This window comes from Paenibacillus sp. FSL H8-0280, assembly GCF_045040665.1.
Lineage (GTDB): Bacteria > Bacillota > Bacilli > Paenibacillales > Paenibacillaceae > Paenibacillus > Paenibacillus xylanexedens_A.
Window position 1 is genome coordinate 1,942,270 of record NZ_CP150296.1, and the last position, 24,684, is coordinate 1,966,953.

22 protein-coding genes and 1 riboswitch are annotated in these 24,684 nt (G+C 46.3%); of the genes, 16 read left to right on the top strand and 6 right to left on the bottom strand.

The features are described 5' to 3' along the window. Nucleotides 1–83: 83 nt before the first annotated feature. Nucleotides 84–689: a DedA family protein gene (locus MHI12_RS08815; RefSeq protein ID WP_405172174.1), complete on the bottom strand. Its 606-nt coding sequence runs from the start codon at nucleotides 687–689 to the stop codon at nucleotides 84–86. A 147-nt stretch (nucleotides 690–836) separates the two neighbouring features. Between MHI12_RS08815 and MHI12_RS08820 the strand changes: the two genes are divergently transcribed. From MHI12_RS08820 to MHI12_RS08855, 8 genes are all read left to right on the top strand, one after another. After that, nucleotides 837–1,412, top strand: coding sequence for a cob(I)yrinic acid a,c-diamide adenosyltransferase (locus MHI12_RS08820; protein ID WP_036610088.1), 576 nt, complete (start codon nucleotides 837–839; stop codon nucleotides 1,410–1,412). After that, nucleotides 1,409–2,392: an RluA family pseudouridine synthase gene (locus MHI12_RS08825; protein WP_405172175.1), complete on the top strand. Its 984-nt coding sequence runs from the start codon at nucleotides 1,409–1,411 to the stop codon at nucleotides 2,390–2,392. The genes MHI12_RS08820 and MHI12_RS08825 overlap by 4 nt, the downstream gene beginning before the upstream one ends. Before the next feature lie 402 nt (nucleotides 2,393–2,794). Continuing rightward, the gene (locus MHI12_RS08830; protein WP_405172176.1) at nucleotides 2,795–3,160 is read left to right on the top strand and encodes an arsenate reductase family protein; all 366 of its coding nucleotides are present in this window, start codon (nucleotides 2,795–2,797) and stop codon (nucleotides 3,158–3,160) included. A 370-nt stretch (nucleotides 3,161–3,530) separates the two neighbouring features. Next, the gene (locus MHI12_RS08835) at nucleotides 3,531–4,424 is read left to right on the top strand and encodes a 5'-3' exonuclease H3TH domain-containing protein (RefSeq protein ID WP_017689620.1); all 894 of its coding nucleotides are present in this window, start codon (nucleotides 3,531–3,533) and stop codon (nucleotides 4,422–4,424) included. Beyond that, nucleotides 4,421–5,536, top strand: a complete 1,116-nt coding sequence (locus MHI12_RS08840; protein WP_133384130.1) for a phosphodiester glycosidase family protein — start codon at nucleotides 4,421–4,423, stop codon at nucleotides 5,534–5,536. The genes MHI12_RS08835 and MHI12_RS08840 overlap by 4 nt, the downstream gene beginning before the upstream one ends. Before the next feature lie 31 nt (nucleotides 5,537–5,567). Continuing rightward, on the top strand, nucleotides 5,568–6,254 hold the full coding sequence (locus tag MHI12_RS08845; protein WP_405172177.1) for an MOSC domain-containing protein: 687 nt from the start codon (nucleotides 5,568–5,570) through the stop codon (nucleotides 6,252–6,254). 72 nt (nucleotides 6,255–6,326) lie between these two features. Further along, nucleotides 6,327–7,205: an ROK family protein gene (locus tag MHI12_RS08850; protein ID WP_405172178.1), complete on the top strand. Its 879-nt coding sequence runs from the start codon at nucleotides 6,327–6,329 to the stop codon at nucleotides 7,203–7,205. Between the two features lie 177 nt (nucleotides 7,206–7,382). Then, complete coding sequence (locus MHI12_RS08855; protein ID WP_405172179.1) at nucleotides 7,383–8,384, top strand: HRDC domain-containing protein; 1,002 nt, start codon at nucleotides 7,383–7,385, stop codon at nucleotides 8,382–8,384. Between the two features lie 70 nt (nucleotides 8,385–8,454). On the opposite strand, the gene corA is transcribed toward MHI12_RS08855, so the two are convergent. Further along, on the bottom strand, nucleotides 8,455–9,390 hold the full coding sequence (gene corA / locus MHI12_RS08860; RefSeq protein WP_062833460.1) for a magnesium/cobalt transporter CorA: 936 nt from the start codon (nucleotides 9,388–9,390) through the stop codon (nucleotides 8,455–8,457). 451 nt (nucleotides 9,391–9,841) lie between these two features. Further along, a riboswitch (SAM riboswitch) is annotated at nucleotides 9,842–9,965 on the top strand. A 236-nt stretch (nucleotides 9,966–10,201) separates the two neighbouring features. Between corA and metA the strand changes: the two genes are divergently transcribed. The 6 genes from metA (at nucleotide 10,202) to MHI12_RS08890 (ending at nucleotide 17,097) form a co-directional block, all read left to right on the top strand. Further along, a complete protein-coding gene (gene metA / locus MHI12_RS08865; protein WP_405172180.1) occupies nucleotides 10,202–11,119 on the top strand; it encodes a homoserine O-succinyltransferase in 918 nt (305 codons plus the stop codon). Between the two features lie 24 nt (nucleotides 11,120–11,143). Further along, nucleotides 11,144–12,331 carry a PLP-dependent transferase gene (locus MHI12_RS08870; RefSeq protein WP_076327044.1) on the top strand — a complete coding sequence of 396 codons (1,188 nt, stop codon included), beginning with the start codon at nucleotides 11,144–11,146 and terminating at the stop codon, nucleotides 12,329–12,331. After that, nucleotides 12,328–13,500 carry a PLP-dependent aspartate aminotransferase family protein gene (locus MHI12_RS08875; RefSeq protein WP_036669808.1) on the top strand — a complete coding sequence of 391 codons (1,173 nt, stop codon included), beginning with the start codon at nucleotides 12,328–12,330 and terminating at the stop codon, nucleotides 13,498–13,500. The genes MHI12_RS08870 and MHI12_RS08875 overlap by 4 nt, the downstream gene beginning before the upstream one ends. A 241-nt stretch (nucleotides 13,501–13,741) precedes the next feature. Then, nucleotides 13,742–14,878 carry a cyclic dehypoxanthinyl futalosine synthase gene (mqnC, locus tag MHI12_RS08880; RefSeq protein WP_074096829.1) on the top strand — a complete coding sequence of 379 codons (1,137 nt, stop codon included), beginning with the start codon at nucleotides 13,742–13,744 and terminating at the stop codon, nucleotides 14,876–14,878. Between the two features lie 231 nt (nucleotides 14,879–15,109). Continuing rightward, nucleotides 15,110–16,087 (top strand): aldo/keto reductase, encoded by a 978-nt coding sequence (locus tag MHI12_RS08885; protein WP_405172181.1) that lies wholly within the window; start codon nucleotides 15,110–15,112, stop codon nucleotides 16,085–16,087. Next, nucleotides 16,084–17,097, top strand: coding sequence for a zinc-binding alcohol dehydrogenase family protein (locus tag MHI12_RS08890; protein ID WP_405172182.1), 1,014 nt, complete (start codon nucleotides 16,084–16,086; stop codon nucleotides 17,095–17,097). The genes MHI12_RS08885 and MHI12_RS08890 overlap by 4 nt, the downstream gene beginning before the upstream one ends. Before the next feature lie 278 nt (nucleotides 17,098–17,375). Here MHI12_RS08890 and MHI12_RS08895 read toward each other — a convergent pair whose 3' ends face one another. The 4 genes from MHI12_RS08895 to MHI12_RS08910 form a co-directional block, all read right to left on the bottom strand. Then, nucleotides 17,376–18,281 carry a YitT family protein gene (locus MHI12_RS08895; protein ID WP_405172183.1) on the bottom strand — a complete coding sequence of 302 codons (906 nt, stop codon included), beginning with the start codon at nucleotides 18,279–18,281 and terminating at the stop codon, nucleotides 17,376–17,378. Nucleotides 18,282–18,392: 111 nt separating this feature from the next. Further along, nucleotides 18,393–19,631, bottom strand: a complete 1,239-nt coding sequence (locus MHI12_RS08900) for a cation:proton antiporter (RefSeq protein ID WP_405172184.1) — start codon at nucleotides 19,629–19,631, stop codon at nucleotides 18,393–18,395. Between the two features lie 4 nt (nucleotides 19,632–19,635). Further along, the gene (locus MHI12_RS08905; protein ID WP_036610059.1) at nucleotides 19,636–20,130 is read right to left on the bottom strand and encodes a cation:proton antiporter regulatory subunit; all 495 of its coding nucleotides are present in this window, start codon (nucleotides 20,128–20,130) and stop codon (nucleotides 19,636–19,638) included. Between the two features lie 293 nt (nucleotides 20,131–20,423). Continuing rightward, entirely contained in the window at nucleotides 20,424–20,828 is a 405-nt protein-coding gene (locus tag MHI12_RS08910) for a hypothetical protein (protein WP_339784935.1), read from the bottom strand. Between the two features lie 171 nt (nucleotides 20,829–20,999). Between MHI12_RS08910 and MHI12_RS08915 the strand changes: the two genes are divergently transcribed. Together MHI12_RS08915 and thrS are read left to right on the top strand one after the other, a co-directional pair. Next, entirely contained in the window at nucleotides 21,000–21,953 is a 954-nt protein-coding gene (locus tag MHI12_RS08915; protein ID WP_051447153.1) for a putative sporulation protein YtxC, read from the top strand. Nucleotides 21,954–22,367: 414 nt separating this feature from the next. After that, a complete protein-coding gene (thrS, locus tag MHI12_RS08920) occupies nucleotides 22,368–24,305 on the top strand; it encodes a threonine--tRNA ligase (RefSeq protein WP_076327039.1) in 1,938 nt (645 codons plus the stop codon). Nucleotides 24,306–24,684: the final 379 nt, after the last annotated feature.

The following is a 24,684-nucleotide window of genomic DNA, read 5'->3' on the forward strand; positions in this document are numbered from 1 at the left end:
CATAAACGGGTGACATAAAGAAGCCTCCTTAACCACGAATTGGTGGCGAGGAGGCTTTATTTATTAAGCTATTCTTTTTATTTCTACTTTTTGCTACGTCTGATCCACCAGATGATACATCCGATGACAATGATGGCCAGAATGACGTACACTACAATGGAATAGACGTCCATAAAGTGCAAAATGCTCTCCCATGATGCGCCAAGCGCAGCACCAACGCAGACAAGAATGACATTCCAGATCAATGTACCAATGGTTGTAAAGAGAAGGAATAAACCAAATTTCATATTGGACATGCCTGCGGGAATGGAGATAAGACTACGAACGAGGGGAACCATTCGGCAGAATAATACGGTCCACATGCCATATTTGTCAAACCATGCATCGACACGGTGAATATCCTCTTTTTTGATGCGCAGAACATGTCCCCAGCGTTCCACAATTTTCTCAAGGCGTTCGACGTCAATGAGTAGACCAATGCCGTACAGGATCACAGCACCAAGGACAGAACCAATAGTTGCAGCGATAATAACTCCTGGAATAGTGAGACTGGTATAGGTGGTCATGAATCCGCCAAACGGCAAGATGATTTCGGATGGAATCGGGGGGAATACGTTCTCAAGAGCAATAATGAGTGCAATGCCTATGTAGCCGTATTGTTCCATGAAATCGGTTATCCAGTTTTGCATAATCGTCTCCTTTACTTTTGGTTTCCTTCGATTTGTCGTATACTCTGCAGAGCACACCAATTCTTATATACGTGTAAAGCGATAGAGGGGTTTCTGAAAAAATGCATTCCCGTATTCATTATTATATTACCAATTGGAGGGATAACGATGGGCATATATACACGAACAGGTGACGAAGGACAGACTTCGGTCATCGGTGGACGCGTCATCAAGGATGATGACCGAGTTGAGGCTTATGGTACGATTGATGAGTTGAACTGTTTTGTAGGCCAGGCGATCAGCCTTATTGACTCGGCTCAAGGGGAATTTGAAGATCTGCGTGAACATCTGCTGGAAGTTCAGCAGGAACTGTTTGATTGCGGGTCGGATCTGGCCTTTGTGAAGATTAGTGAGACCAAATATAAGGTGAGAGATGAAATGGTCACACGTCTGGAACAATGGATCGACCAGTATGATGCAGAGAATCCAAAAGTGGAACGATTCATTATTCCTGGTGGCAGTCAGCTGTCTTCTGCTCTTCATGTGTGCCGTACTGTATGTCGTCGCGCAGAGCGTCGCACGGTAACATTGGGACAACATACGGACATTAACCCGTCTGTACGACGGTATCTAAACCGACTGTCTGATTATTTCTTCGTGGTTGCACGGACGGCCAACGCGAGACAACAGGTGGCGGATATTGAATATGTGCGGAGCAAAAAAGTATTCCGCCGCAAAGAATGAGCCAATATTATTCGCCGATTGTCTACACGGTGACCGAACAAGAAGATGGCTGGCTGCTGAAGACCGTGCTTCAGCGCCGGTTGCTGGTGTCGCGTAAGCTTTTGTCCAAAATTAAGCTGACCGAACAAGGTGTCATGTTAAATGGAGAGCGCGTGTATATTAGCGTCAAGGTAGCTGCAGGTGATGTCGTTGAAGTTCGGATGGAGCAAGAGGAATCGGATGATATTTTGCCTGAACCTATTCCCTTTACCGTTCTGTATGAAGATGAGCACTTGCTTATTGTCAACAAGGATGCGGGCATCATCGTTCATCCGACGCATGGACATTACACGGGTACTTTGGCAAATGGCGTTGTTCATTACTGGAAAACCAAGGGTGAACGCTTCCGGTTCAGACCGATTCATCGACTTGATCAGGAGACTTCAGGAGTGCTCGCAATAGCCAAGAACCCTTATGTGCATCAGCATGTCTCTGAACAGATGATCGCTGGAACAGTGGATAAGAAATATATTGCACTTGTGCACGGAAGCCCTGTCCCGGAACAAGGGTCGGTGGACGGACCGATTGACCGCGATCCTGAAGAGCCACACCGCCGAATCGTAACACCTGATGGTTACGCTGCAAGAACGTTGTACACAACCTTAACATGCTGGGCAGAAGACAGCGCCAGTTCGATAAGCCTCAAGCTGGAAAGTGGCAGAACCCATCAGATCAGGGTACATATGACTTCTATCGGATGCCCGTTGATAGGTGATCGAATGTACAAGACACTACCTGTGCATGACATCGATGAGCAGACCATGGCTGTTCGAGAAGAACGGGACAGCTGGATCGAACGCCAGGCATTACACGCTTGTGAGCTGACGTTCGAACATCCCATTCTACAGGAACGCATAACGTTCCAGGCTCCTTTTCCAGCAGATATGGCCGCGCTGGAGCAGCGTTTGAATGATGAGGCAGCTCCCAGAGAAGAACTGTAGGAAGCTGCGACGAGTCCCTTAGATCTGCACCTCGTATCGCAGTTTCCTGCACGGCCTGTCCTGTTTGGAGTTCAACGCTGTTTGTCTTACCCTTGTGAGGGATGCTTAATGCACCCGAACAGCATGCCGTAGGCTAATCTTTATGGTTCTATGGTTAATGTATTGATGTTTAGCAGTTTCATGTTAATTATTTCAAGAATTCAAATCTCAAAAGCTTTTAAGGATATAAAAGCTGTAAGATTTTGACCCAAAAAAATATAGCGAATGTGTTTTTGATCTCATTCGCAAAAGTCAGTAAAGTTGCATGGCGATGGTATCGATTTGGAGCGACTTTTGGATTTGCGAAGCAAACCAAGGGAAGTGACAAGTCGAGACCGGAGCCACACACTAGGAGGCAAATCGATGAGTAACTTAAAAATATATCAATATGCCAAATGCGGCACATGCCGCAAAGCTGTAAAATGGCTTGAAGCTCAAGGACATGAGCTGGAGTTAATCCCTATTTTTGACTCACCGCCTTCAGAATCTGAACTAACAGAACTCATCCAAAAGAGCGGACTTGAAGTGAAAAAGTTCTTTAATACGAGTGGGGAAGTATACAAAGAGCAACAATTGAAGGACAAGCTTCCGGGCATGTCCACTGATGAACAGATCCGTTTGTTGGCTTCCAATGGTCGTCTGATCAAACGTCCGATCGTTACGGATGGAGAAAAGGTGACGGTTGGATTCAAGGAAGAAACGTACGAGCAGGAATGGAATAACGCGTAAACGCGCTGAATATCAGCCTTGAATTGTTCAAAAATTCAGGGCTTTTTTGGCTGATCGATGGTTGGCGGAACTATGCTATAATGATAGAATTAGTTCGATATTTTATTTGCTATAGAAATTGAACTAAACATTTACACGAAAATGGAGAGGACAGAAATAACCTGAAGAAGCGGAGCGTTCGCCTAAAAGCTTTCTGAAAGAAAGCTACTTCGGAAGCATATGCTATCCCCGGATTTTCCCTTTTGGAAAAGGGAATCAAAAAAATCTGGGGATAACAGCGATCAGAAGGTTGTTCTGTCATCGGAATGGTAAGTGTAAATATACTTTAGTTTAATTTCTATAGAATCAGGACAGGAGAGAACAAATTCAAGTGAATCAACGTAATGAACCTACTTTGTTGCTGGTAGACGGTATGGCGGTGTTGTTCCGTGCTTTTTATGCGACATCTGCAAGCGGATATATCAGACGTACAAAGGCAGGATTGCCTACCAACGCAGTCTACGGATTTATCCGTTATTTCTGGGATGCGGTTCAGACTTTTGGGCCAAGTCATGTCGTATGTTGTTGGGATATGGGTGGTAAGACGTTCCGCGGTGAAGAATATGCAGCTTACAAAGGCAACCGGGCCGAAGCTCCGGATGACCTGATTCCCCAGTTTGCTCTGATTCGTGAAGTCATGGATAGCCTGGGTATTCCCAATATAGGTGCACAAGGATTCGAAGCCGACGATTGCATCGGGACGCTTGCGAAGTATTATACCGAAGAGACCGATATGAATGTTATGGTACTGACGGGTGACCACGACATGTTGCAACTGATCAATGACCGCACAAGTATCATTATTATGAAAAAAGGCCATGGCAACTACATGGTGTACAACCCTGAAACGCTCATGGCAGAGAAACAACTGACACCTCGTCAAGTGATTGACATGAAGGGTCTGATGGGAGATGCCAGTGACAATTATCCCGGAGTACGGGGAATTGGTGAGAAAACAGCGTTGAAGCTTGTACAGGAATACGGCTCCATTGAAGGGATTTTGAGCAACATGGATAAACTGACCCCTTCGGTGCGTAACAAGATTGAAAATGATCTGGACATGCTTCATCTGTCCCGCAAACTGGCAGAGATTCATTGTGCTGTTCCGGTTGCCTGTGCGCTGGATATCTGTGAATTGCGTCTTGATCCGGATATGGTGATGGACAAGTTTGAACAACTTGAGATGAAGAGCCTTGGCTCTTGGATGGGAGTGGCAATAGGGTGAGCAACAAGCAGAACGTACGAACAGGAAAAAAGTGGTGGACAGGGGCTATGGCCCTCGTCCTGGCCTTGCCGGTAATTCTTTCGGGAGCAGTAAGTGCACCACAGACAGTGGATGCCAAAGCAGCAATTAGCACAAAAGTACAGAAAGTAAAAGCAGCAGGACGTAATTTTACCGTACAGACCGTTTCGATTCCAAAGGGAACACCGGTTACCGTGGGACTCGCGAAGAAGCAAGTTGGCCAGACGGCAACATTGCCATCGATCGTGAAAGCCTATGGTGCACAAGCAGCCATTAATGGAGCATTTTTTGAAGCATATAACGGAGCACCAGATCCATACGGTATGTTAATAGCAAATGGTAAGGTCATACATATTGGAAGATACGGAACATCCATCGGATTTAAGGAAGACGGCTCGGCGATCATGGATTCACTTCAGGTGAGTTTGACAGGTAAAGTAACGGATACAAAAGGTAAATCACGGAGTTGGTATGCGACCTTTATTAATCGAACACCTTCAGCGAACGCAAGCATTACGATGCTGTATACGCCTGAACGAGGTGCCACAGTCGGGTTCAAAGGTGGCACTGCGGTTGTTATGGAGAAAGGTATTGTGACCAAAAAAGTGCCCAATACAAATGTAGCGATTCCTAAGAATGGCTCTGTACTGGTCTTCACAGGTAACCAGAAGTCTTCTTCGGATCGTTTCACCGTTGGTTCGACCGTAGAAATGAATTATAAGTATACGAACGCAGCAGGCAAAGAGATCCCTTGGCAAGATGTAGTGACTGCTGTGGGAGCAGGACCCCGTCTGGTGAAAGACGGCAAGGTAGCTGTAAATCCGACGAGCGAAGGTTTCAAGGATGCCAAGATTCTTAATGCTTCCGGAGCCAGAAGTGGTATTGCGATCATGGCGGACGGTTCTGTTATGCTGGCTACCGTTTCCGGAGCAACAATCAAGGAGTGGGCAGCGGTTATGCAGAAGCTTGGTGCCAAACAGGCCATGAATCTGGATGGCGGTGCTTCCTCGGGTATGTATGCCGGGGGCAAAATGCTGACTTCTCCAGGCCGGCTCTTGAGTAATACACTCGTATTTGGTGGCTCTGTGCGTTAAAAGAAAGTGATTATGGGAGGTATGATGCCAAATGACACTCACATCTGATCGAAAGCCAGGGGAGGGCAATACAGCTGTTCTGGCCATTAATGTAGGACTGCCGCAGCCGCTCCCTGGGCAGAAGCGTGAAGTGCTGAGCGGCATTGTGAAACATCCTGTATCCGAGGCGGTTTTCCTGTCATTCACTGGAATGACAGGGGACGCGCAGGCGGATCTGGTGCATCATGGCGGCCCTGACAAAGCCGTTTGTGTATACGATTACAGTCGTTATCCGGCGCTGGAACAACTGATGGATCGCAAGCTGGATTGGGGAGCTTGTGGAGAAAATCTGACGGTTGAAGGCTGTGCCGAAGAAGAAGTCCGGATTGGTGATGTGTACGAGTTGGGCGAAGCCACAGTGCAGGTCAGTCAGCCCAGACAACCTTGCTTCAAGCTGGGTGCGAGGTATGACTATAAGGAGCTGCCTGTTTATTTTCAGGAGAGTGGATATACCGGCTTTTATTTTCGTGTACTGCAAGAAGGTGAGGTAGGGCCTTCATCGATATTTCGACGGATCAGCACCGATTCTGCCTCAATGACGGTTCTTGAAGCCAATCGAATCATGCATCAGGGGAAAGAAAATGTCGAAGGTATTCAGGCGTTGCTGGCCATTCCTGCGCTGTCAGACAGCTGGAGGCAAACGTTAATGAAACGATTGTCCAAGCTGGAGAACAAGTAGCAGGGTAATTATAGTGTCATCAAGTAAAGCAATTCGAATTCCTTTTTAAACTAACTTGGGAGTGTGACTAACATGACGATCTTAGGCGCAATTGAAGCAGGCGGAACCAAATTTGTATGTGGTATTGGCACAGAAAACGGAGAAGTTCTGGAACGCGTAAGTTTTCCAACAACAACACCGGAAGAGACCATGGCTCAAGTGATTTCATATTTTGAAGGCAAAGGCATTGAAGCTCTGGGTGTAGGTTCATTCGGTCCGATTGATCCGATTGAAGGAAGCCCAACATATGGCTATATCACAACAACACCAAAACCACATTGGGGACAGTATAACGTGATTGGCAAGCTCAAGGAGCATTTTGATGTGCCGATGACATTTGATACGGATGTGAATGGTGCGGCACTTGGAGAAGCAACCTGGGGCGCTGCACAAGGTCTTGAGAGCTGTCTGTATATCACTGTGGGTACAGGTATTGGTGCAGGTGCTGTGGTTGGCGGTAAAATGGTCCATGGATTGTCACATCCAGAGATGGGACATATCATTGTGCGGAGACATCCGGAGGATACATACGAGGGTTTCTGTCCGTATCATGGTGACTGCCTCGAAGGCCTTGCAGCAGGACCGGCCATTAACAAACGTTGGGAGCAACCGGCTTATGAACTGCCGGCAGATCATAAAGCTTGGGAGATCGAAGCACATTACCTGGCACACGCACTGATGAATTATGTTCTGATTCTCTCTCCGCAGAAAATTGTCATGGGTGGCGGAGTAATGAAGCAGGAGCACCTGTTCCCGATGGTTCGTAGCAAACTGCAGGAGTTGCTGGCAGGGTACGTTCAGCATCTGGCACTTCAATCCGAGATTGACCAGTATGTTGTCTCACCAGGACTTGGCGACAATGCAGGGCTGTGTGGTTCGCTGGCGCTTGCCAAATTGGCATTGAATAAGTAGATTATAAAGGGATTGACGAATTTTACCATTGTGGTATGATATGGGCAACAGCATAGTACGGTTAATGAGGAAGCACCTCTCTTGCATGGATTTTGCAGGAGGGGTGTTTTTTTTGTGCTGCCTATAGGTAGTATCTCTAACTCGTATAAGCTGAATATTCAAAGGGAGGGAACGAAAATGGAAGTCATTTTCATGAACAGATTATCCAGAATGTCAGATCAGAATGCAGAGTATGCACAGTTATGGATTGGGGAAGAGGAAGATAGTTGGCAGCTGGGATGGAGTCGCTATGAGGAAGGAGAGCGTGAGGACAGCATCTGGTATGAGGGGACTTCTTGGGAGGAGCTGCTTCATATTTACCGTCATCAGCTTGCCATACAGATGAGTGAGGGGTACCGGCCGCAGTTGCAGGGGTTATTTCATGAGAATGATGATCTGAAGTCACGCAGTTATGGTGGACAGCGGCTTCATTGTTACAGTGAGTTATATGGCAATGAACAATTATATACGGATCTGTGCACATGGCGCAGGAAGAGAGCTGTCTCTGACCGGAAGGCACCGTATTTTATTGCAACGAATCGTCTGCTGCGTTTGATCAGTGCCTTTGTTCCGCAATCGCTGGATGAACTGATGCAACTGCCGGGCGTAGGAGAGAGCAAAGCGACTGAGTATGGTACGGAATGGATGGAGATTACAAACGGGTTGGAACGTTCAACGACATTCCCGCTGGACTGGGTATACACGGCGCTGAAGGAAGAAGAGTATGAGAGTTGGTTATACAAGCAGAGAGAGCAGAAGTACAAGCAAGAACTTGATAAGTTCACCACGCGCAAGCAGGTGCTTGAAGGCATGAAGGAAGGGTATACGTTAGAGGAGATTGTTCATCGATCCGGATTATCCCGTCGCGAGTTGGTTGAGCTGTTAGAGGCACTGGATCACGAAGGTTATGACACTGATTGTCTTCTTGATGTGGAGCTGGCAGTGATGCCAGAGAACGAACAAGAGGCAGTATGGAGTGCGTATGAGGAGCTGGGAGATACGTTCCTGAAGCCAGTATTACATAAGGTGTATGGAGGAGAGAAACCCGATGGAGGAAGTCTGGAGCAGGTCTATGAAAGACTGCGCATGATTCGAATCCGCTTCCGTCGGCACGCGGAGACAGAGAAGAGTGTTGGTTAATAATCAGAAATGAAAAAAGACGAGGCGTTTCTCCCGGAGGAGCGCTTCGTCTTTGTAATTTCATACGAGTTCATACCCAGTCTTTCTTGCGGAAAATGAAGAACATGCTCAGGCCCAGTGTAACCATCAGGCCAATCACAACAAAATAGCTGTATTTCCAGTTAAGCTCGGGCATATTCGTAAAGTTCATACCGTATATACCGGTAATGACCGTCAGCGGCATGAAGACCGTGGTAATGGCGGTAAATACACGCATGATCTCATTCGCCCGGTTCGCAATACTGGATTGGTAGGCTTCTCGCAAGTTGCCCATCAGGTCGCGATAAGTCTCAAAGGTTTCAGATATTTTTACAGCATTCTCATAGATGTCACTGAAATACTTTTGCAGTTGATCATCGATGAGACGCAGATCTTTTTTGTTCAAGGTGTTAATGACCTCTTTCTGAGGTCCAAGGACTTTTTTCAGCCACAGAATCTCACTGCGTAGCCCGATAATTTCATTCAGATGTGACTTTTTGGTGTGCATCAGAATGTCTTCCTCAAGCTTCTCGATCCGTGCTTCAATTCGGTCACCTACGGTGAAATAATTATCAACAATCAAGTCAACCAGCAAATACAGCAGACGATCCGGTGTACTGATTTCCTGTTCCCACAGGATGGGTTTCAGTGTGCGCAATTCGCTGACCTTTTGCTTCGTAACACTAATAATGAAATGTCTGCCGAGAAACAGGTTGACCGCACGTAGAAATATCTCTTCATCATCAAAACGGATGCTATTAATCACAATAAAATAATGGTTCTCATAAATTTCAATCTTTGGACGTTGTTCTTCGTCACTAAGACAGTCTTCCACAGCCAGATCATGCATCAAGAACAGCGGCTGAAGTACCGCCAAATCGTCTACGTCTGCATCAATCCAGTAAAATCCTTCCGCTGGTGGAGTCAGCGCCTGCTGAATGTCGTCCACCGGAATAAATACACCGTTGTTTACCAACCGGATTTTCATCGTTAATCTACTCCTTCTGCACCCGCCAACTTGGCGGATATTATCATAATGGGCGCAAAAAGAACAAATCAGCCGGTCGGCAGCGGAGCCTGGAGATCAGGGCTGCGTTCACTATATAATCAAACGGAAGTCACGTCCCGCTGCCGGCATGCTGATGTCAATTCTCTATGCAGTTTGTCGGAATTCGGCTGCCAGTCAGGCCTCGGGTCGCCATCCATTTAATATGTCACCTCTCACATAAGGGTTTATAACACCTTGTTTAGTATACCGCTGCTACAAGGTGCTTTCAAGCGCAAAAATGTGTCTATTTCGCGCCCTGAGGCAGTGTATGACAACGGATGATGAACGGTTCCGATCTGGGAAGCAGACATCGAACTGCAACTTGACGTGAGGGCATTAATGTAATAAAGTAGACGGTGAACCATATTAAATTACAATCTAATACAGCGAAATCTTATCAAGAGTAGGTGGAGGGACTGGCCCGATGAAACCCGGCAACCGGCGGTATACCGCACGGTGCTAATTCTTGCAGCGACTAAGTGTCAAGTGGCACTGTTGTAACTGAGAGATGAGAGAGGCGCATATCTATTTTACATATGACCTTTCTCGAAATCCGAGGAAGGTCTTTGTCATATGCCCCGACTTCTCAGCAGTGATTTTCGCTAAGGAACTTGAGGTTGTTTGTAACGTTGGATGAAAGCGCAATTCAATGTTTTTACAAGCTCAAGGCAGTCTATAACTGTATTGATGTGAAGACATCAAGCCAGGGGTGGCTGCATCTATTTATGCACAAGGAGGAGTTAGACTTACTATGCCAATCAAAATACCCGATACTCTACCAGCAAAAGAAGTACTTGAAGGAGAGAATATCTTCGTCATGGATGAAACTTCTGCATATCAGCAGGATATTCGTCCACTCCGTATCGTTATATTAAACCTGATGCCCACAAAGGAAACGACCGAAACACAATTGCTTCGTCTGGTGGGAAACACGCCTATTCAGGTGGATGTCGTTCTTGTACATCCCAAATCCCATACGTCGAAGAATACGTCTCAGGAGTATTTGGATCTGTTCTATAAAACCTTCGATGAGATTGAGCACCGCCGTTTCGATGGAATGATCATTACGGGTGCCCCGGTGGAACAGATGGATTTCGAAGACGTGAACTATTGGAATGAAATCCAGGAGATCTTCGAATGGACCAAAACCAATGTGACTTCAACCCTCCACATATGTTGGGCTTCCCAGGCAGGTTTATACCATCATTTTGACGTACCTAAGGTTGCACTTGATGAGAAGTGTTTTGGCGTTTTCCCACATACCATCAATAAACCACATGTTCCGTTGTTGCGTGGATTTGATGAAGTATTCAACGTTCCACATTCCCGTCATACGGAAGTGAGACGCGAAGATATTGAAAAGAATGAGAATTTAGAGATTTTGGCTGAATCCGAGGAAGCGGGGATCTTCCTGGTTGCTACCAAAGACGGCAAACAGATTTTTGCCACAGGACATGCCGAGTATGACCCGTTCTCATTAAAGTGGGAGTATGACCGGGATGCAGCCAAAGGGTTGGATATCGCATTGCCTAGGCATTATTATCCGAATGATGACCCTTCCCGTGTGCCACCAGCTACTTGGCGCGCTCATGCCAACTTATTATTCTCTAACTGGCTCAATTACTATGTGTATCAAGAAACACCTTACGATATTGGCCCGCAAATCTAATCGAGATTACAGGAGGATGCAGCAATGGAAGACAACAACAAGTTGAAAATCGAAAGCCGCTTAGCACAAATTGGGTCCATCAATGAACCGGTAACAGGCGCCATTAACTTTCCGATCTATCAATCCACTGCGTTTCGCCACCCGAAGCTTGGACAAAGCACGGGGTTTGATTATATTCGTACGACTAATCCAACCCGTAAAGTATTGGAAGAAGCCGCTGCAGCGCTGGAGTCCGGTGATGCAGGGTTTGCCTGTAGCTCGGGAATGGCCGCGCTGCAAACGATTTTTGCCATGTTTGGTCAAGGGGATCATCTGATTGTATCGCTGGATCTGTATGGTGGAACCTATCGTCTGCTGGAACGTATTCTGTCCCGTTTCGGCGTAACTGCAAGTTATGTGGACACGAATGACCTAGCAGCACTGGAGAAGGTTCGTCAGCCGAATACGAAAGCTGTATTTATTGAGACACCAACCAATCCACTGATGATGATCACCGATGTGGAAGCTGTTGCTTCCTGGGCGAAAAGTTACAACCTGTTGACCATTGTTGACAACACGTTGTTGACTCCATTTTTCCAACGTCCGATTGAACTGGGTGCAGATATCATCATTCATAGCGCTACCAAATATCTGGGCGGTCATAATGATGTGTTGGCCGGACTAATTATTACCAAAGGTGAGGCGTTATCTGCTGAGATGGCGTTCCTGCATAATTCCATTGGAGCGGTATTATCTCCAAGTGACTCCTACCAGTTGATGAAAGGTATGAAAACGCTGGCTCTTCGCATGGAGCGTCATGAGCACAATGCACTTACTATTGCCAAATACTTGCTTGAGCACCCAGCGGTGGTTGAAGTATATCATCCAGGTCTATCCGATCATCCGGGGTATGAAATACAGAATAAACAATCCACCGGTAACACAGGTATCTTTTCTTTCAAAGTGAAGGATGCACGTTATGTTGAACCATTGCTGCGTCATATCAAACTGATCGCTTTTGCCGAAAGTCTCGGTGGAGTGGAATCACTCATGACCTACCCAGCGGTACAAACGCATGCGGATATTCCGCTTGAAATTCGTGAAGCCGTAGGTGTGGATGACCGTCTGCTCCGGTTCTCTGTAGGCATTGAACATGCGGATGATTTGATTGCAGATCTCGGCAATGCTCTGACAGCTGCACAACAGGAAGTGGAAGGAGGCGTGCACTCATGAGTGAGTCCAATAACAAGCCCAATTCCGAGTTGAAATTTGATACCAAATTGCTCCATTTTGGAGATGAAATTGACAAAACAACTGGAGCCTCCAGTGTACCGATCTACCAAGCATCAACCTTCCATCATTTTGATATCTTCAATCCGCCTCAACATGATTACAGTCGTTCGGGTAATCCGACACGTCAGGCTTTGGAAGATTACATCACATTGCTGGAGGGCGGTGCACGAGGCTTTGCCTATTCTTCGGGGATGGCTGCGATATCAAGCGTGTTCATGATGTTCTCCGCAGGGGATCACATGATTGTAACGGAAGACGTATATGGAGGTACGTATCGTTTGCTTACTTCCATATTAAGCCGTATGCAGATCGAGACAACCTTTGTAGACATGACCAATATAGATGAAGTAAAAGCGGCACTCAAGCCAAACACCAAGGCAGTTTATATGGAAACACCGTCGAACCCTACACTGCGAATTACGGATATCGCTGCTGTAACTGACTGGTCGAAGGAACATGACCTAATCACGATTCTGGATAACACCTTTATGACACCGTACTATCAGCGTCCAATTGAGCTTGGTGTGGACATCGTCGTACATAGTGCTACGAAGTTTCTCGGAGGTCACAGTGATGTACTGGCAGGATTAGCCGTTGCTCGCACGGAATCACTTGGCGTACAACTGAAACAGTTGCAAAATGGACTTGGAACTGTACTCGGGGCACAAGAGTCCTGGCTTCTGATGCGCGGGATGAAAACCTTGGGGGCTCGCATGGCTCATAGTGAACGGAGCACAGCCAAACTGGCGGCATGGCTTAATGAGCGCAGTGATATTACCGCTGTCTTTTATCCTGGACTGGAGGATCATCCGGGCCGTGAGGCACATGAGCGCCAGTCCACAGGATATGGAGCTGTCGTTTCTTTTGACGTCGGCTCAGGTGATCGTGCAAAAGCAGTTCTTAACCGGGTGAAGCTACCCATAGTTGCTGTAAGCTTGGGAGCTGTGGAGAGTATTCTGTCCTACCCAGCCATGATGTCTCATGCGGCAATGCCAGCTGAGGTTCGCCGTGACCGTGGCATTACAGACGGGTTGCTGCGCTTCTCCGTAGGTCTGGAAGATATCGAAGATCTCATTGTAGATTTGGAGCAAGCACTTCAGGAATCCTAGCAAAAGTGGATGCCCGAATACGCCGATGCGTATCACTTAAGTTCGAACTAATTCTTTTCCATATGTAAAAATTTTTACTTATTTTTAAAGCACCTGAACATAAGGTGCTTTTTTTCACATGTAACCTGTGTTACGATATGTGGAGTACAGAAATACGATGTTGCCACCAGAACTTGCTTCTCTTGAACAAGTTGGGACGGATCGTTATATAATTTCTCTTCATGAGGGAGGCTTTTTTACGATGAGTACGGTAGACCGTATCTTAGATAAAGCCCTTCGGGGCGAACGTTTGGACTTGGAAGACACGATTCAGTTATTTGAATCCAATGAAGTGGACAAAATCGGGGCAGCTGCTAATGTCATTATGAAACGCATGCACCCTGAACCATACAGAACATTTGTAATTGGGCGTAACGTCAACTACACAAACGTGTGTGATGTATACTGTCGTTTTTGTGCTTTCTACCGCAGACCTGGTTCGGATGAAGGTTATGTGCTTCCGGACGAAGTTATTTTCCAGAAGATCCAGGAAACGGAAGATGTGAATGGTACCGAAATTTTGATGCAAGGTGGAACGAATCCAAACCTGCCTTTCAGCTATTATACAGACCTGTTGAAAGCCATCAAAGAGCGTTTCCCAAACATCACGATGCACTCTTTCTCCCCAGCGGAGATTATGAAAATGGTTGAAGTATCCGATGGCCTTACATTGGAAGAGGTTGTTCGTGCCATTCACGAAGCTGGACTGGATTCCTTGCCTGGTGGCGGCGCTGAAATTCTGGATGACCGCACACGTCGGAAGATTAGCCGTTTGAAAGGTTCATGGCGGGATTGGATGGACGTTATGCAAACTGCACACCGCATCGGTATGAACACCACGGCAACAATGGTTATCGGCCTTGGTGAATCAATGGAAGAGCGTGCATTACACTTGCTCCGTGTACGTGAAGCTCAGGACGAATGTATTGCGAACAAGTATGATTCCGAAGGTTTCCTGGCGTTCATTCCGTGGACTTTCCAGCCAGACAATACCAACCTGAAGCTGGAGCGTCAGACTCCGGAAGAGTACTTGAAGACTGTAGCCATCAGCCGCCTAGTGCTGGATAATATCAAGAACATTCAATCCTCTTGGGTAACGATGGGTCCTGAGATCGGTAAGAAGTCGCTTGAATTTGGCTGTAATGACTTTGGTAGCACGATGATTGAAGAGAACGTTGTATCTGCTGCTGGTGCAACATATAAAGTTAACATTGAATCCATTCTCCGTTTGATTCGGGAGTCCGGTTATATCCCGGCACAACGTAACACCCGATATGACATCGTGCGTATGTTCGACGAAGAGAATGCCGTGCATGAAGATTTCGTAATGCAGAACTAATTCTAATTAATTCAATACTACTCCCATAAATGCTGATTGTTAGATAAGTTTTTATGAAGCCAAGCCCGCTGACTACTCCGTTTGGAGAGACGGCGGGCTTTTTGATTTCTTTCTGCGGTTCGAGGTCATCAAACAGTACATGTTACGCAATTGGCGATATTTTATATTGAAATTGAACTGTTACAATGAAAGGGAACTTGTGTAGTCAGACACGGTGGAAGGGGTAAACCGATGAAGAGAAGAATACTTGGCAAGACGGAACTGGACGTACCTGTATTGAGCTTTGGAGCATCCTCACTCGGTTCTGTATTTCGTGACATTGACCGGAACGAAGGGATTCGCACTGTACATGCAGCCGTAGATGCGGGGATGAATTACATAGACGTTTCGCCTTACTACGGGCTGACAAAGGCGGAGACCGTGTTGGGTGAAGCCATCCGCAGCTTGCCGCGTAGTTCATATATGTTATCAACCAAAGCCGGACGGTATGGGGAAAACGAGTTTGATTTTTCACGTCAGCGGATTCTGGAGAGTGTGCAAGAGAGCCTGGATCGATTGCATACAGACTATATCGACATTCTGTTTCTGCATGATATTGAATTTGTGCCAGCAGAGATCATTATCGAAGAAGCTTTTCCAACGTTGCTGCGTCTGAAAGAGCAGGGAGTTATACGACATGCGGGCATTTGTGGATTGCCCTTACCGTTGTTCGAGGAGGTTCTGCCACAGATCGATGCGGATGCGATCATCTCGTATTGTCATTATTCATTGAATGATACCTCATTATTATCTTTATTGCCCTTGTTGGAAAAAAAAGAAATTGGCCTCGTCAATGCTTCGCCTCTTTCTATGGGCTTGTTGAGTACCCGAGGGGCTCCTGCCTGGCATCCGGCAGATGATCGGGTGAAACAGCTCTGCCTGAAGGCTGCCCGCTTCTGTGCAGAACAAGGCAGTGACATTGCCAAGCTGGCCGTGCAATTCTCCACGTCGAATGAACGAATTCCGACAACACTGGTGAGCAGTGCCAGCCAGCGCAATATCCTCAATAATGCAGCCTGGATAGAGGAACCGATCGATCAGAGCTTGCTGGATGAAGTGCTGCCCATTCTGGCTCCATTGCATAACGAGACGTGGTCAAGCGGACGACCCGAATATAATACGAAGCCAAGCAACACGTCAGCAGAAGCACCCAAGGGGGAACAACGATGAGAGCCATTGTATGTGAAGAAATAGATCAATTGAAGCTCCAGGACCTGCCTCAACCGGATCGAGCAGAAGGAGAGGCGTTGGTTGCCATTCGGCGGATTGGGATCTGTGGAACGGATCTGCATGCGTACAAAGGCAACCAACCATTCTTTACCTATCCTCGTGTTCTGGGTCATGAACTGGCGGCTGTTATTGAAGAGATCGGTCCGAACGAGGCAGGATTACAGCCTGGGGATCAGGTAAGTATTATTCCGTATCTGCACTGCGGTCACTGTATTGCATGTCGCAGTGGAAAAACCAATTGTTGTGTGTCCATGCAAGTCATGGGTGTGCACGTAGACGGAGGCATGAGAGAAAAAATCAGCGTGCCTGTCTCACATCTGCTCTCAGCAGAAGGTTTGACACTGGATGAGACGGCAATGGTAGAACCATTAAGCATTGGAGCCCATGCCGTCAGAAGAGCAGGAATCAAGCCTGGTGAGCATGTGGTTGTGATTGGAGCTGGCCCCATTGGATTGGGTGTGATGGCATTTGCCAAACAGGCGGGAGCACGTGTTATTGCCGTTGATCGTAATCTGGACAGGCTGGAGCTTAGCCGGACTTGGGCTGGAGCGGATGACCTGGTACAGGCCAATGAACATACTGTACAACAAGTGGCTGAAATTACGGGAGGCGACTATGCTACAGCTGTCTTCGATGCAACAGGTAACGTGAATTCCATGAATGAGGCCATTCAATATGTGGCGCATAGTGGTCAACTTATTTTCGTGGGACTGGTGAAAGCGGATATTACCTTTCATGACCCCGAATTTCACAAGCGGGAGATGAGCATCCTGGGTAGTCGAAACGCAACCCGTGAAGACTTTGAACAAGTCCTGTCGACCTTGCGTCAAAAGAAATTAAACATGGATGGGTATATCACACACCGCGTGGAATTTGATGAGTTACCTACTGCAATAGATCAATGGTTATTGCCAGATTCACATGTAGTCAAAGCTATCGTTGAACTATAATATCAATTAATTATAATAACAGAAAAAAACGCTCTCTGACCTTGGTGGACAATACTGTCCATCCATAGGGGAAGAGAGCGTTTTTTGTAAGTTGAATTAAAATTACACGATAACGAAGAGGACAGAAAAAAACTGAAAAAGCGAAGCGTTCGCCTTTATCCCCGGATTTTTCCCTTGAGAAAAGGGAATCAAAAAAATCTGGGGATAACAGCGATTGGAAGGTTGTTCTGTCATCGTAGTGTCAGTGTAAATATCTTTAGTTCAACTTACATGAGCTATTATTTTTCCGGATTCGTTACAATACCCGCATGTGGATCAATGTGACGCACAATGGACTTCAACCAGATCATCTCCAGCACATGTACCTCATAATAAAGTGCACCCGGGATTTGCCTGATCCATCCTTCCGCCATCGCGAGTTGTGTTGAGTCAGAAGTGGCTTCCAGAATTCCAGGTTCACGGCGAAGCCGTTTGCGTACAGCTTTTTCAACTTGAGAGCTTTGTGTGGTCAAAATGCATACTTTGCGTTTGGAAGAGAAGCCCCTGAACGCAATGTACACCATTTCATAAGCAATAAGATAGGCGATTACGGAATACATCGCTTGGTCCCAGCCAAAGACAACACCAGCGGCTGTCAGTATCAACAAGTTAAGCAGCATGATTATTTTTTCGATAAGCATCCGTTTTCCGCTAAATACACGTTCAGGTGGGCGGGAAGACGGATCACCGATTTCCAGCGTATCCAGTGTCCCACCATACCGCACGACGAGCCCAATTCCGAGTCCGAGGCATAATCCGCCAAACATGGCGGCAGCCAGCGGATGCTCTACAAGTGGCGGCATGGGATGAAGCACAATGGCACCGATCGAAAAGACAACCAGACCCAGAACAGTAACCAGTACAAATTTCTTCTGCACAATCTTGTAAGACAGAAATATAAACGGAACATTGAATAAAAATAGGAATAATCCAATTCTCATTTCGGTCCAGTGGGCGAACAGGGAGGAAATGCCTGTAATGCCTCCAATAATGATCTTATTGGGGTGTAAGAACAATTCAAGTCCCACGGAGGCCAGAATTCCACCGACAATCACAAGTAACAGGTTTAACCAGCGGCGGGTTGACGAGATTCTGGTCTTGGCGGTGTTTGGCACCGGATTAGCCGATATCAGAGGTGCTTTCATAGGTCATCCTCCTTAGTGCGGCTTTCGAGCCATCCCCCTGGGTTAGTCACAGAAAGATCGGCGTAGAGCCGCGAAGTACGATAGTATGTCTGTTCTGCACAGACATATGGATTATCCTTCTTTCTGCAGAACCTTCGGTTCTTCTTTCTTTTTCCGAGGATCTTTGAACTTGAATATTTTATCCAATAAACGGAATACATGTTTGGACTCTTTGGTTAATAAAGGACCCAGAATGGCCAGAATTAGGACATACAGCGCAGCAAATGGTTGAATCATTGGCAACAGTCCCCCGGCTTTACCCATGTTCGCCAAGATGATGGAAAACTCACCCCGTGATACAATGGTTAATCCGATATTCGCCGATGCTTTGGGTGATAGTCCTGCACTGCGTCCGGCCAGCATACCCGCCAGGAAGTTACCGAACAATGTAATAACAACTGCAATCAGAGCTAACCATACGGCATCGCCACCCAAGGACAACGGATCAATGGACAATCCAAAGCTGAAGAAGAAGATTGCTCCGAAGAAGTCACGGAATGGTAGAATCAAGTGCTCAATCCGTTTCGCGTGTTCTGTTTCAGCAAGCACCAGACCAACCAGTAATGCACCAATCGCTTCGGCAACATGAATAGTTTCAGAGAAACCAGCTACCAGGAACAAGGCTCCAAATACAACGAGAGAGAATAGCTCATTCGATCGAATTTTAAGCAATTTGTTTAGTAGCGGTGTTGCTTTGCGTCCAAGGATAATCACGATAAGCATGAATCCGAGGGCAATAAGTGCAGACATGATGACGCCTCCGATGGAGGATGAATCACTAAGCACAAGTCCGGACAAGATCGAGATATATACAGCGAGGAATACATCTTCGAACATAATAATACCCAATATCATCTCTGTTTCCGGGTTGGCCGTTCGTTTCAAATCGACGAGTACCTTGGCCACAATGGCACTGGAAGAGATGGTAGTTATACCTGCGATAATAAGTGCTTCTGCAACTGGGAAACCGGACATAAAACCGAATATTAATCCCAGTGTAAAGTTAATGCCGATGTAGATCGAGCCGCCAACTGCAATAGAGCGACCCGATTTAATTAAACGACCTACCGAGAATTCAAGTCCAAGGTAGAAGAGAAGGAACAGGATACCGATCCGACCCATAAATTCAATAAAAGGCTGACTCTCAATAAAACGGAAGTCCAGATGCCAGATTTTCATGGCATGTGGCCCAACGGCCATCCCGATCAGAATATAAAATGGAACGACCGAAAATCTTAGTTTTGCCGATAAAAGGCCGGCTGCAGCAATGAGCACAAGGGCCAGACCTACTTCGAATATCAAATGATCCATCTATTTACCCCCTTCCAGTCAGGAGGAGGGATTTAAACAGTTTCTGCTGATTGCGTTCGCCAACGGCTACCACCGTGGATTCTGCACTGATAACTACCTCCGGACCTGGGCTGATATGTTTTTTATGATTTTTCTCTACAACGGCGATAACCGTTGCCCCAGAGTTTTGACGTACGTCCAATTCACCGATGGATTTACCGATACTTCCGAAGGATGGTTCGATTTTGTACCACTCGATAATCAGGTCGTCAAACGTTACTTCAATATTTTCAAGCTGTTTTGGTTTGTAAGTTAATCCGCCAACAATAGCAGCAATCTGTCGTGCTTCGTAATCGTCAAGTGTGATCATCGAGATGCTTTGATCAGGATCATCATACTCGAAGTGGTACATTTCCCGGCGACCGTCATCGTGAATAATAATGACAATTTTATCACCGCTGCTTGTTTCAATCTGAAATTTTTTGCCGATTCCCGGCAAGTCTGTTTCGCGTACATCCATGGATTGTTGCCTCCTTATAATTAGGGGCTGGCCATAGAAGACAGGCTTATTTCCCGAAAATGATTAATCTGCTGCTCAAGGGAACATCAAAAGATGCGGGTAAACAGAGCCAGAAATTCCTGACACAGCCATATGATTTGAATTTGTCGGTGTGGGTACAACAAAAACAGGTACTGTCATAAACATTGGTTCATCTAACGTGTGCTAAAAGGGTTATAAGTTATGCACAAGCGCACCGTCTTTCATTACAGAGGTGTCTCCATGCAAAAGCAACCTGTAATACGTCGTAACGGCTAGTGAAGAGCGTTCACGTATTTTGGTGCTATAGGGGTGAGGGATACATACATGCTGGTAAACTTAATAGGTAGCAGAAATAATCTGCGTTTAAACAGACAATACCACGGTTTAAAGGACAGACCCGTTGTAGGGATTCGCAGCATCAATAACAATGCGAGGACAAGAAAGACAGGCTTATTATGCGTAACCGCAATCAGCTTGGACATGACTTGTGGGTATTTGCGAATAACAGGTTTCTGCTGGGATTCGGGTATTTGCGACAGCACTTCCTTGTTGGAAGTTGCGTCAACAGACACCCCAACGGCAGATTCGGACTGCATCGGAATAGGGAAGCACAAGGCTTGGAAAACGCACAAAATGATAATGATCGTGTAGTGGAGTATTCTAGGTTGTTGTCTCATTTTGGCTTCCCTCCTTTTCCGTGAAACATACTGTTATTAAAATAATAACACATTTTTGTCTTAACTCCAAACCTCTTCATAATATACTGAGAAATCATGACACGCTTTCCATCAATCCGCTTCGTATATCCCCATCGGCCTTGCCATATACTTTGAACAGGAAGGAAAGGAGTGATTCTTGTGGAACTGTTTGCTGTATGGACCGATGTATCGGGGCAAGAGGAAGCGGATCAATTTTATCGTTGTGTCAAGGAAAAAACCAAAGGTTTACATATAAGTAAAAGAGGATTTCGGCTCACCTTCAAACATAATGATGGAAGAGCAACCTGGGTGTGCAGAGGGAATGAGAATCACGAAGACTTCCAGCAATGGCTTCCCCGGATCAGTGATCTGCTCTCCCTTGGACTCGCCGACTTCATTATGGAGACACAAGAACGGAGCATGGTGGAGGATATGATCGCCAAGGCGTGTTCTGTCATGGATGAGCATGAGGTGGAGAAGGTCAATCGAATCTGCATGCCACTTCTATTAAATGGTGATCTGGATCAGCCCGGACTTCGGGAGCGCCGCCGTACTACGTTAGCCAGTGGACTACGGCAGGATTTGGAGGATGTTCACTTTTTTCACCTTGAAGGCATTATCAACTTCCGCATACGGCCATATAAGCAGGAGCTTCAGGAATTAGTGGAGTATGCGCTCGATGAGTTCTGGATGGATCGGCAATATGAAGAGTTTATGGGGCTGTTAAAATATTTTGTGTTTTTTCAAGAAGCCAAAGTTCCTCTGGTTCATCTTGTACACAAGGGAATGCATGAATTTCAGGTCCTGGATGCTGGACTTAATCTGTTACCCGTGCAAAAGGATGAACAGGTTGTTGTGGAAATGCCGGGTCTGGAACTGGAGATGGATATTGAAGATATGATTGTAAGTACACTCATCTCAATCTCTCCTGAGAAGGTCATGCTCCATACACGCACCCCGGATCTGCCAATCATCTCGACCATATGCCAGATCTTTGAAGACAAAGTGCAAATATGTCATCATTGCCCGGAATGCGAAGTGCTTCGCTCAGGATTGTTGACAGGTCTTGACGCAAGTGATCTCGGCAATTATAATAACTGTTGATCCATGAATTTTTCATGTGAACCATTGAACCAAAAGCGTTGACAAAGACAACAACCACACGCAAGATCGGTGCAGAGAGAGGAACCTAGGCTGAAATTTCCTCCGGATATCACGTATGGTTTACCCCTTTGTAGCTGCAATTTTGAAAGTGGAGTTAGAATATCGCCTTTATTGGGGATTATCCGCGAGTAAGGATCTGCCGGGTCATGCCCGTTATCGTCATGCCAATGAGGGCTGTGTCTCCGACTAGGATGAATCAGCTGAATTAGGGTGGAACCACGAGTATATATCACTCGTCCCTTTGCCGGGACGGGTGTTTTTTGCGTTCCTTTGCCAAATGACTGGAATAGCAATAGATAATCAGTCCATAAATATCTGGACACAAAGGTTACATTAACAGGAGGAATGAGACAAATGGCAGTGAACATTAAACTACCGGATGGTTCGGTACGTGAGTACGCGGATGGCAGCACCATTGAGGACGTAGCCGCTTCAATTAGCAGCGGATTGCGAAAAAATGCCGTAGCCGGCAAGCTGGATGGTATCGTGGTGGACTTGTCCACAACACTTCATGAGGGAGCATTGGTGGAGATCGTAACTCTGGATTCACCAGAAGGACTTGAAGTGATGCGTCATAGTACAGCTCACTTGATGGCTCAAGCAGTGAAACGTTTATATGGTAACAAAGAGGTACGCCTCGGTATCGGCCCTGTCATTGAAGATGGTTTCTACTATGATATGGACCTCGAACATGCGCTCAATCCTGAAGATCTGCAAAAGATCGAGAAGGAAATGGAACGTATTGTGAATGAGAACTTGCCAATTGTACGTAAGGAAGTTAGCCGCGAGGACGCGATCAAAACGTTCGAAGAAGTGGGCGATCCTTACAAACTTGAGTTGATTCGTGATTTGCCAGCGGACAGCGTGATTACGATTTATGAGCAAGGTGAATTCTTCGACTTGTGTCGTGGCCCTCACGTACCATCAACTAGCAAAATCAAAGTGTTCAAACTGATGAATGTCGCGGGTGCTTACTGGCGTGGAGATAGCAAAAACAAAATGCTTCAACGTATTTATGGTACGGCTTTTGTGAAAAAAGCACAGCTGGACGAGCATTTGCACTTCCTCGAAGAAGCTAAAAAACGGGATCACCGTAAGTTGGGTAAAGAGCTTGAAATGTTCACATTCTCCCAACTGGTCGGTCAAGGCTTGCCAATCTGGTTGCCTAACGGTGCGAAGCTGCGCCGTACTCTGGAGCGTTATATTGTGGATCTGGAAGAAAGCCTGGGATACCAGCATGTATACACACCAGTTCTGGGTAACGTGGAATTGTACAAAACATCTGGACACTGGGAGCACTACCAGGAAGATATGTTCCCGAAAATGGTAATGGATAACGAGGAACTTGTTCTCCGTCCAATGAACTGTCCTCACCATATGATGGTGTACAAGTCCAGCATGCACAGCTACCGTGATCTGCCAATCCGTATTGCAGAGCTTGGTATGATGCACCGTTATGAAATGTCGGGGGCATTAACAGGTCTGCATCGTGTACGTGCAATGACACTGAACGACTCACACATTTTTGCACGGCCGGATCAGATCAAAGAAGAGTTCGCTCGTGTTATCGAGTTGATTCAAACAGTCTATAAGGATTTCGGTATTAACGAATACCGTTTCCGTCTGTCCTATCGTGATCCGCAGGATACCGAGAAATACTTCCAGAACGACGAGATGTGGGAGATGTCCCAACGCATGCTGCGTGAAGTTGTGGAAGAACTTGACCTTCCATTCTATGAAGCTGAAGGTGAAGCGGCGTTCTACGGTCCGAAGCTGGATGTACAGATCAAAACAGCTCTGGGCAAAGAAGAGACATTGTCTACGGTTCAATTGGACTTCCTGTTGCCTGAGCGCTTTGAACTTGAATATGTGGGCGATGACGGACAGAAACATCGTCCAGTCGTTATTCACCGCGGTGTAATTAGTACAATGGAACGTTTCACAGCATTCTTGCTGGAGAACTTTGCAGGAGCTTTCCCATTGTGGTTGTCTCCCGTACAGGCAAAAGTGATCCCGGTATCCGGAAACTTCGACGATTATGCGCGTGAAGTGGAAGCGAAACTGAAACGTGCGGGAATCTCTGCTGAAGCCGATCTGCGGAACGAGAAACTTGGATATAAAATCCGTGAGGCGCAGCTTGAGAAAATGCCTTATATGTTTGTTGTTGGTGAGAATGAGCGTAATGCAGAAGCCGTATCCGTGCGTAAGCGTGGAGAAGGCGATCTGGGCATGAAACCGGTCGATGAAATAATCGCTCAATTGAAAGAAGAAATCGCAACACGTTTGGTATAAATGAACAAATGATCTATCAGATAACCAGTGCATAAGTTGCGCTGATCACTCTGCATAACGCCTGAATGACATGGGGTTGACCTATGTTATTCAGGCGTTTTTTCGTAGTGTTTGCAGTAAAAAGTATAGATTAATTGCTTTTTGGAAAACCTTTGCAGTGAGGGGGAGGTTATACAATGAAAAAGCAATTCTCAATTCAAAAGAAACATATACGGGGTTTATTGGTTGGCTGTGTGATGTTCGCCGGGATGATGATTAACCTGAATCAGGCGGATGCCTATACATTTGAAGATGAAAGTACAGTACTGCATGTCGAGAGTCAGAGCAGCGGCAGTGAAAGTCCGATTATTGAAACTTCGAGCAAGTCTGATCAGGAATT

Excerpts from the sequence above, each read along its gene's own strand:
- MHI12_RS08815 (WP_405172174.1), bottom strand. The coding sequence starts at position 689 with ATGCAAAACTGGATAACCGATTTCATGGAACAATACGGCTACATAGGC.
- MHI12_RS08820 (WP_036610088.1), top strand. The coding sequence starts at position 837 with ATGGGCATATATACACGAACAGGTGACGAAGGACAGACTTCGGTCATC.
- MHI12_RS08825 (WP_405172175.1), top strand. The coding sequence starts at position 1,409 with ATGAGCCAATATTATTCGCCGATTGTCTACACGGTGACCGAACAAGAA.
- MHI12_RS08830 (WP_405172176.1), top strand. The coding sequence starts at position 2,795 with ATGAGTAACTTAAAAATATATCAATATGCCAAATGCGGCACATGCCGC.
- MHI12_RS08845 (WP_405172177.1), top strand. The coding sequence starts at position 5,568 with ATGACACTCACATCTGATCGAAAGCCAGGGGAGGGCAATACAGCTGTT.
- MHI12_RS08850 (WP_405172178.1), top strand. The coding sequence starts at position 6,327 with ATGACGATCTTAGGCGCAATTGAAGCAGGCGGAACCAAATTTGTATGT.
- MHI12_RS08855 (WP_405172179.1), top strand. The coding sequence starts at position 7,383 with ATGGAAGTCATTTTCATGAACAGATTATCCAGAATGTCAGATCAGAAT.
- corA (WP_062833460.1), bottom strand. The coding sequence starts at position 9,390 with ATGAAAATCCGGTTGGTAAACAACGGTGTATTTATTCCGGTGGACGAC.
- metA (WP_405172180.1), top strand. The coding sequence starts at position 10,202 with ATGCCAATCAAAATACCCGATACTCTACCAGCAAAAGAAGTACTTGAA.
- MHI12_RS08870 (WP_076327044.1), top strand. The coding sequence starts at position 11,144 with ATGGAAGACAACAACAAGTTGAAAATCGAAAGCCGCTTAGCACAAATT.
- MHI12_RS08875 (WP_036669808.1), top strand. The coding sequence starts at position 12,328 with ATGAGTGAGTCCAATAACAAGCCCAATTCCGAGTTGAAATTTGATACC.
- mqnC (WP_074096829.1), top strand. The coding sequence starts at position 13,742 with ATGAGTACGGTAGACCGTATCTTAGATAAAGCCCTTCGGGGCGAACGT.
- MHI12_RS08885 (WP_405172181.1), top strand. The coding sequence starts at position 15,110 with ATGAAGAGAAGAATACTTGGCAAGACGGAACTGGACGTACCTGTATTG.
- MHI12_RS08890 (WP_405172182.1), top strand. The coding sequence starts at position 16,084 with ATGAGAGCCATTGTATGTGAAGAAATAGATCAATTGAAGCTCCAGGAC.
- MHI12_RS08895 (WP_405172183.1), bottom strand. The coding sequence starts at position 18,281 with ATGAAAGCACCTCTGATATCGGCTAATCCGGTGCCAAACACCGCCAAG.
- MHI12_RS08900 (WP_405172184.1), bottom strand. The coding sequence starts at position 19,631 with ATGGATCATTTGATATTCGAAGTAGGTCTGGCCCTTGTGCTCATTGCT.
- MHI12_RS08905 (WP_036610059.1), bottom strand. The coding sequence starts at position 20,130 with ATGGATGTACGCGAAACAGACTTGCCGGGAATCGGCAAAAAATTTCAG.
- MHI12_RS08910 (WP_339784935.1), bottom strand. The coding sequence starts at position 20,828 with ATGAGACAACAACCTAGAATACTCCACTACACGATCATTATCATTTTG.
- thrS (WP_076327039.1), top strand. The coding sequence starts at position 22,368 with ATGGCAGTGAACATTAAACTACCGGATGGTTCGGTACGTGAGTACGCG.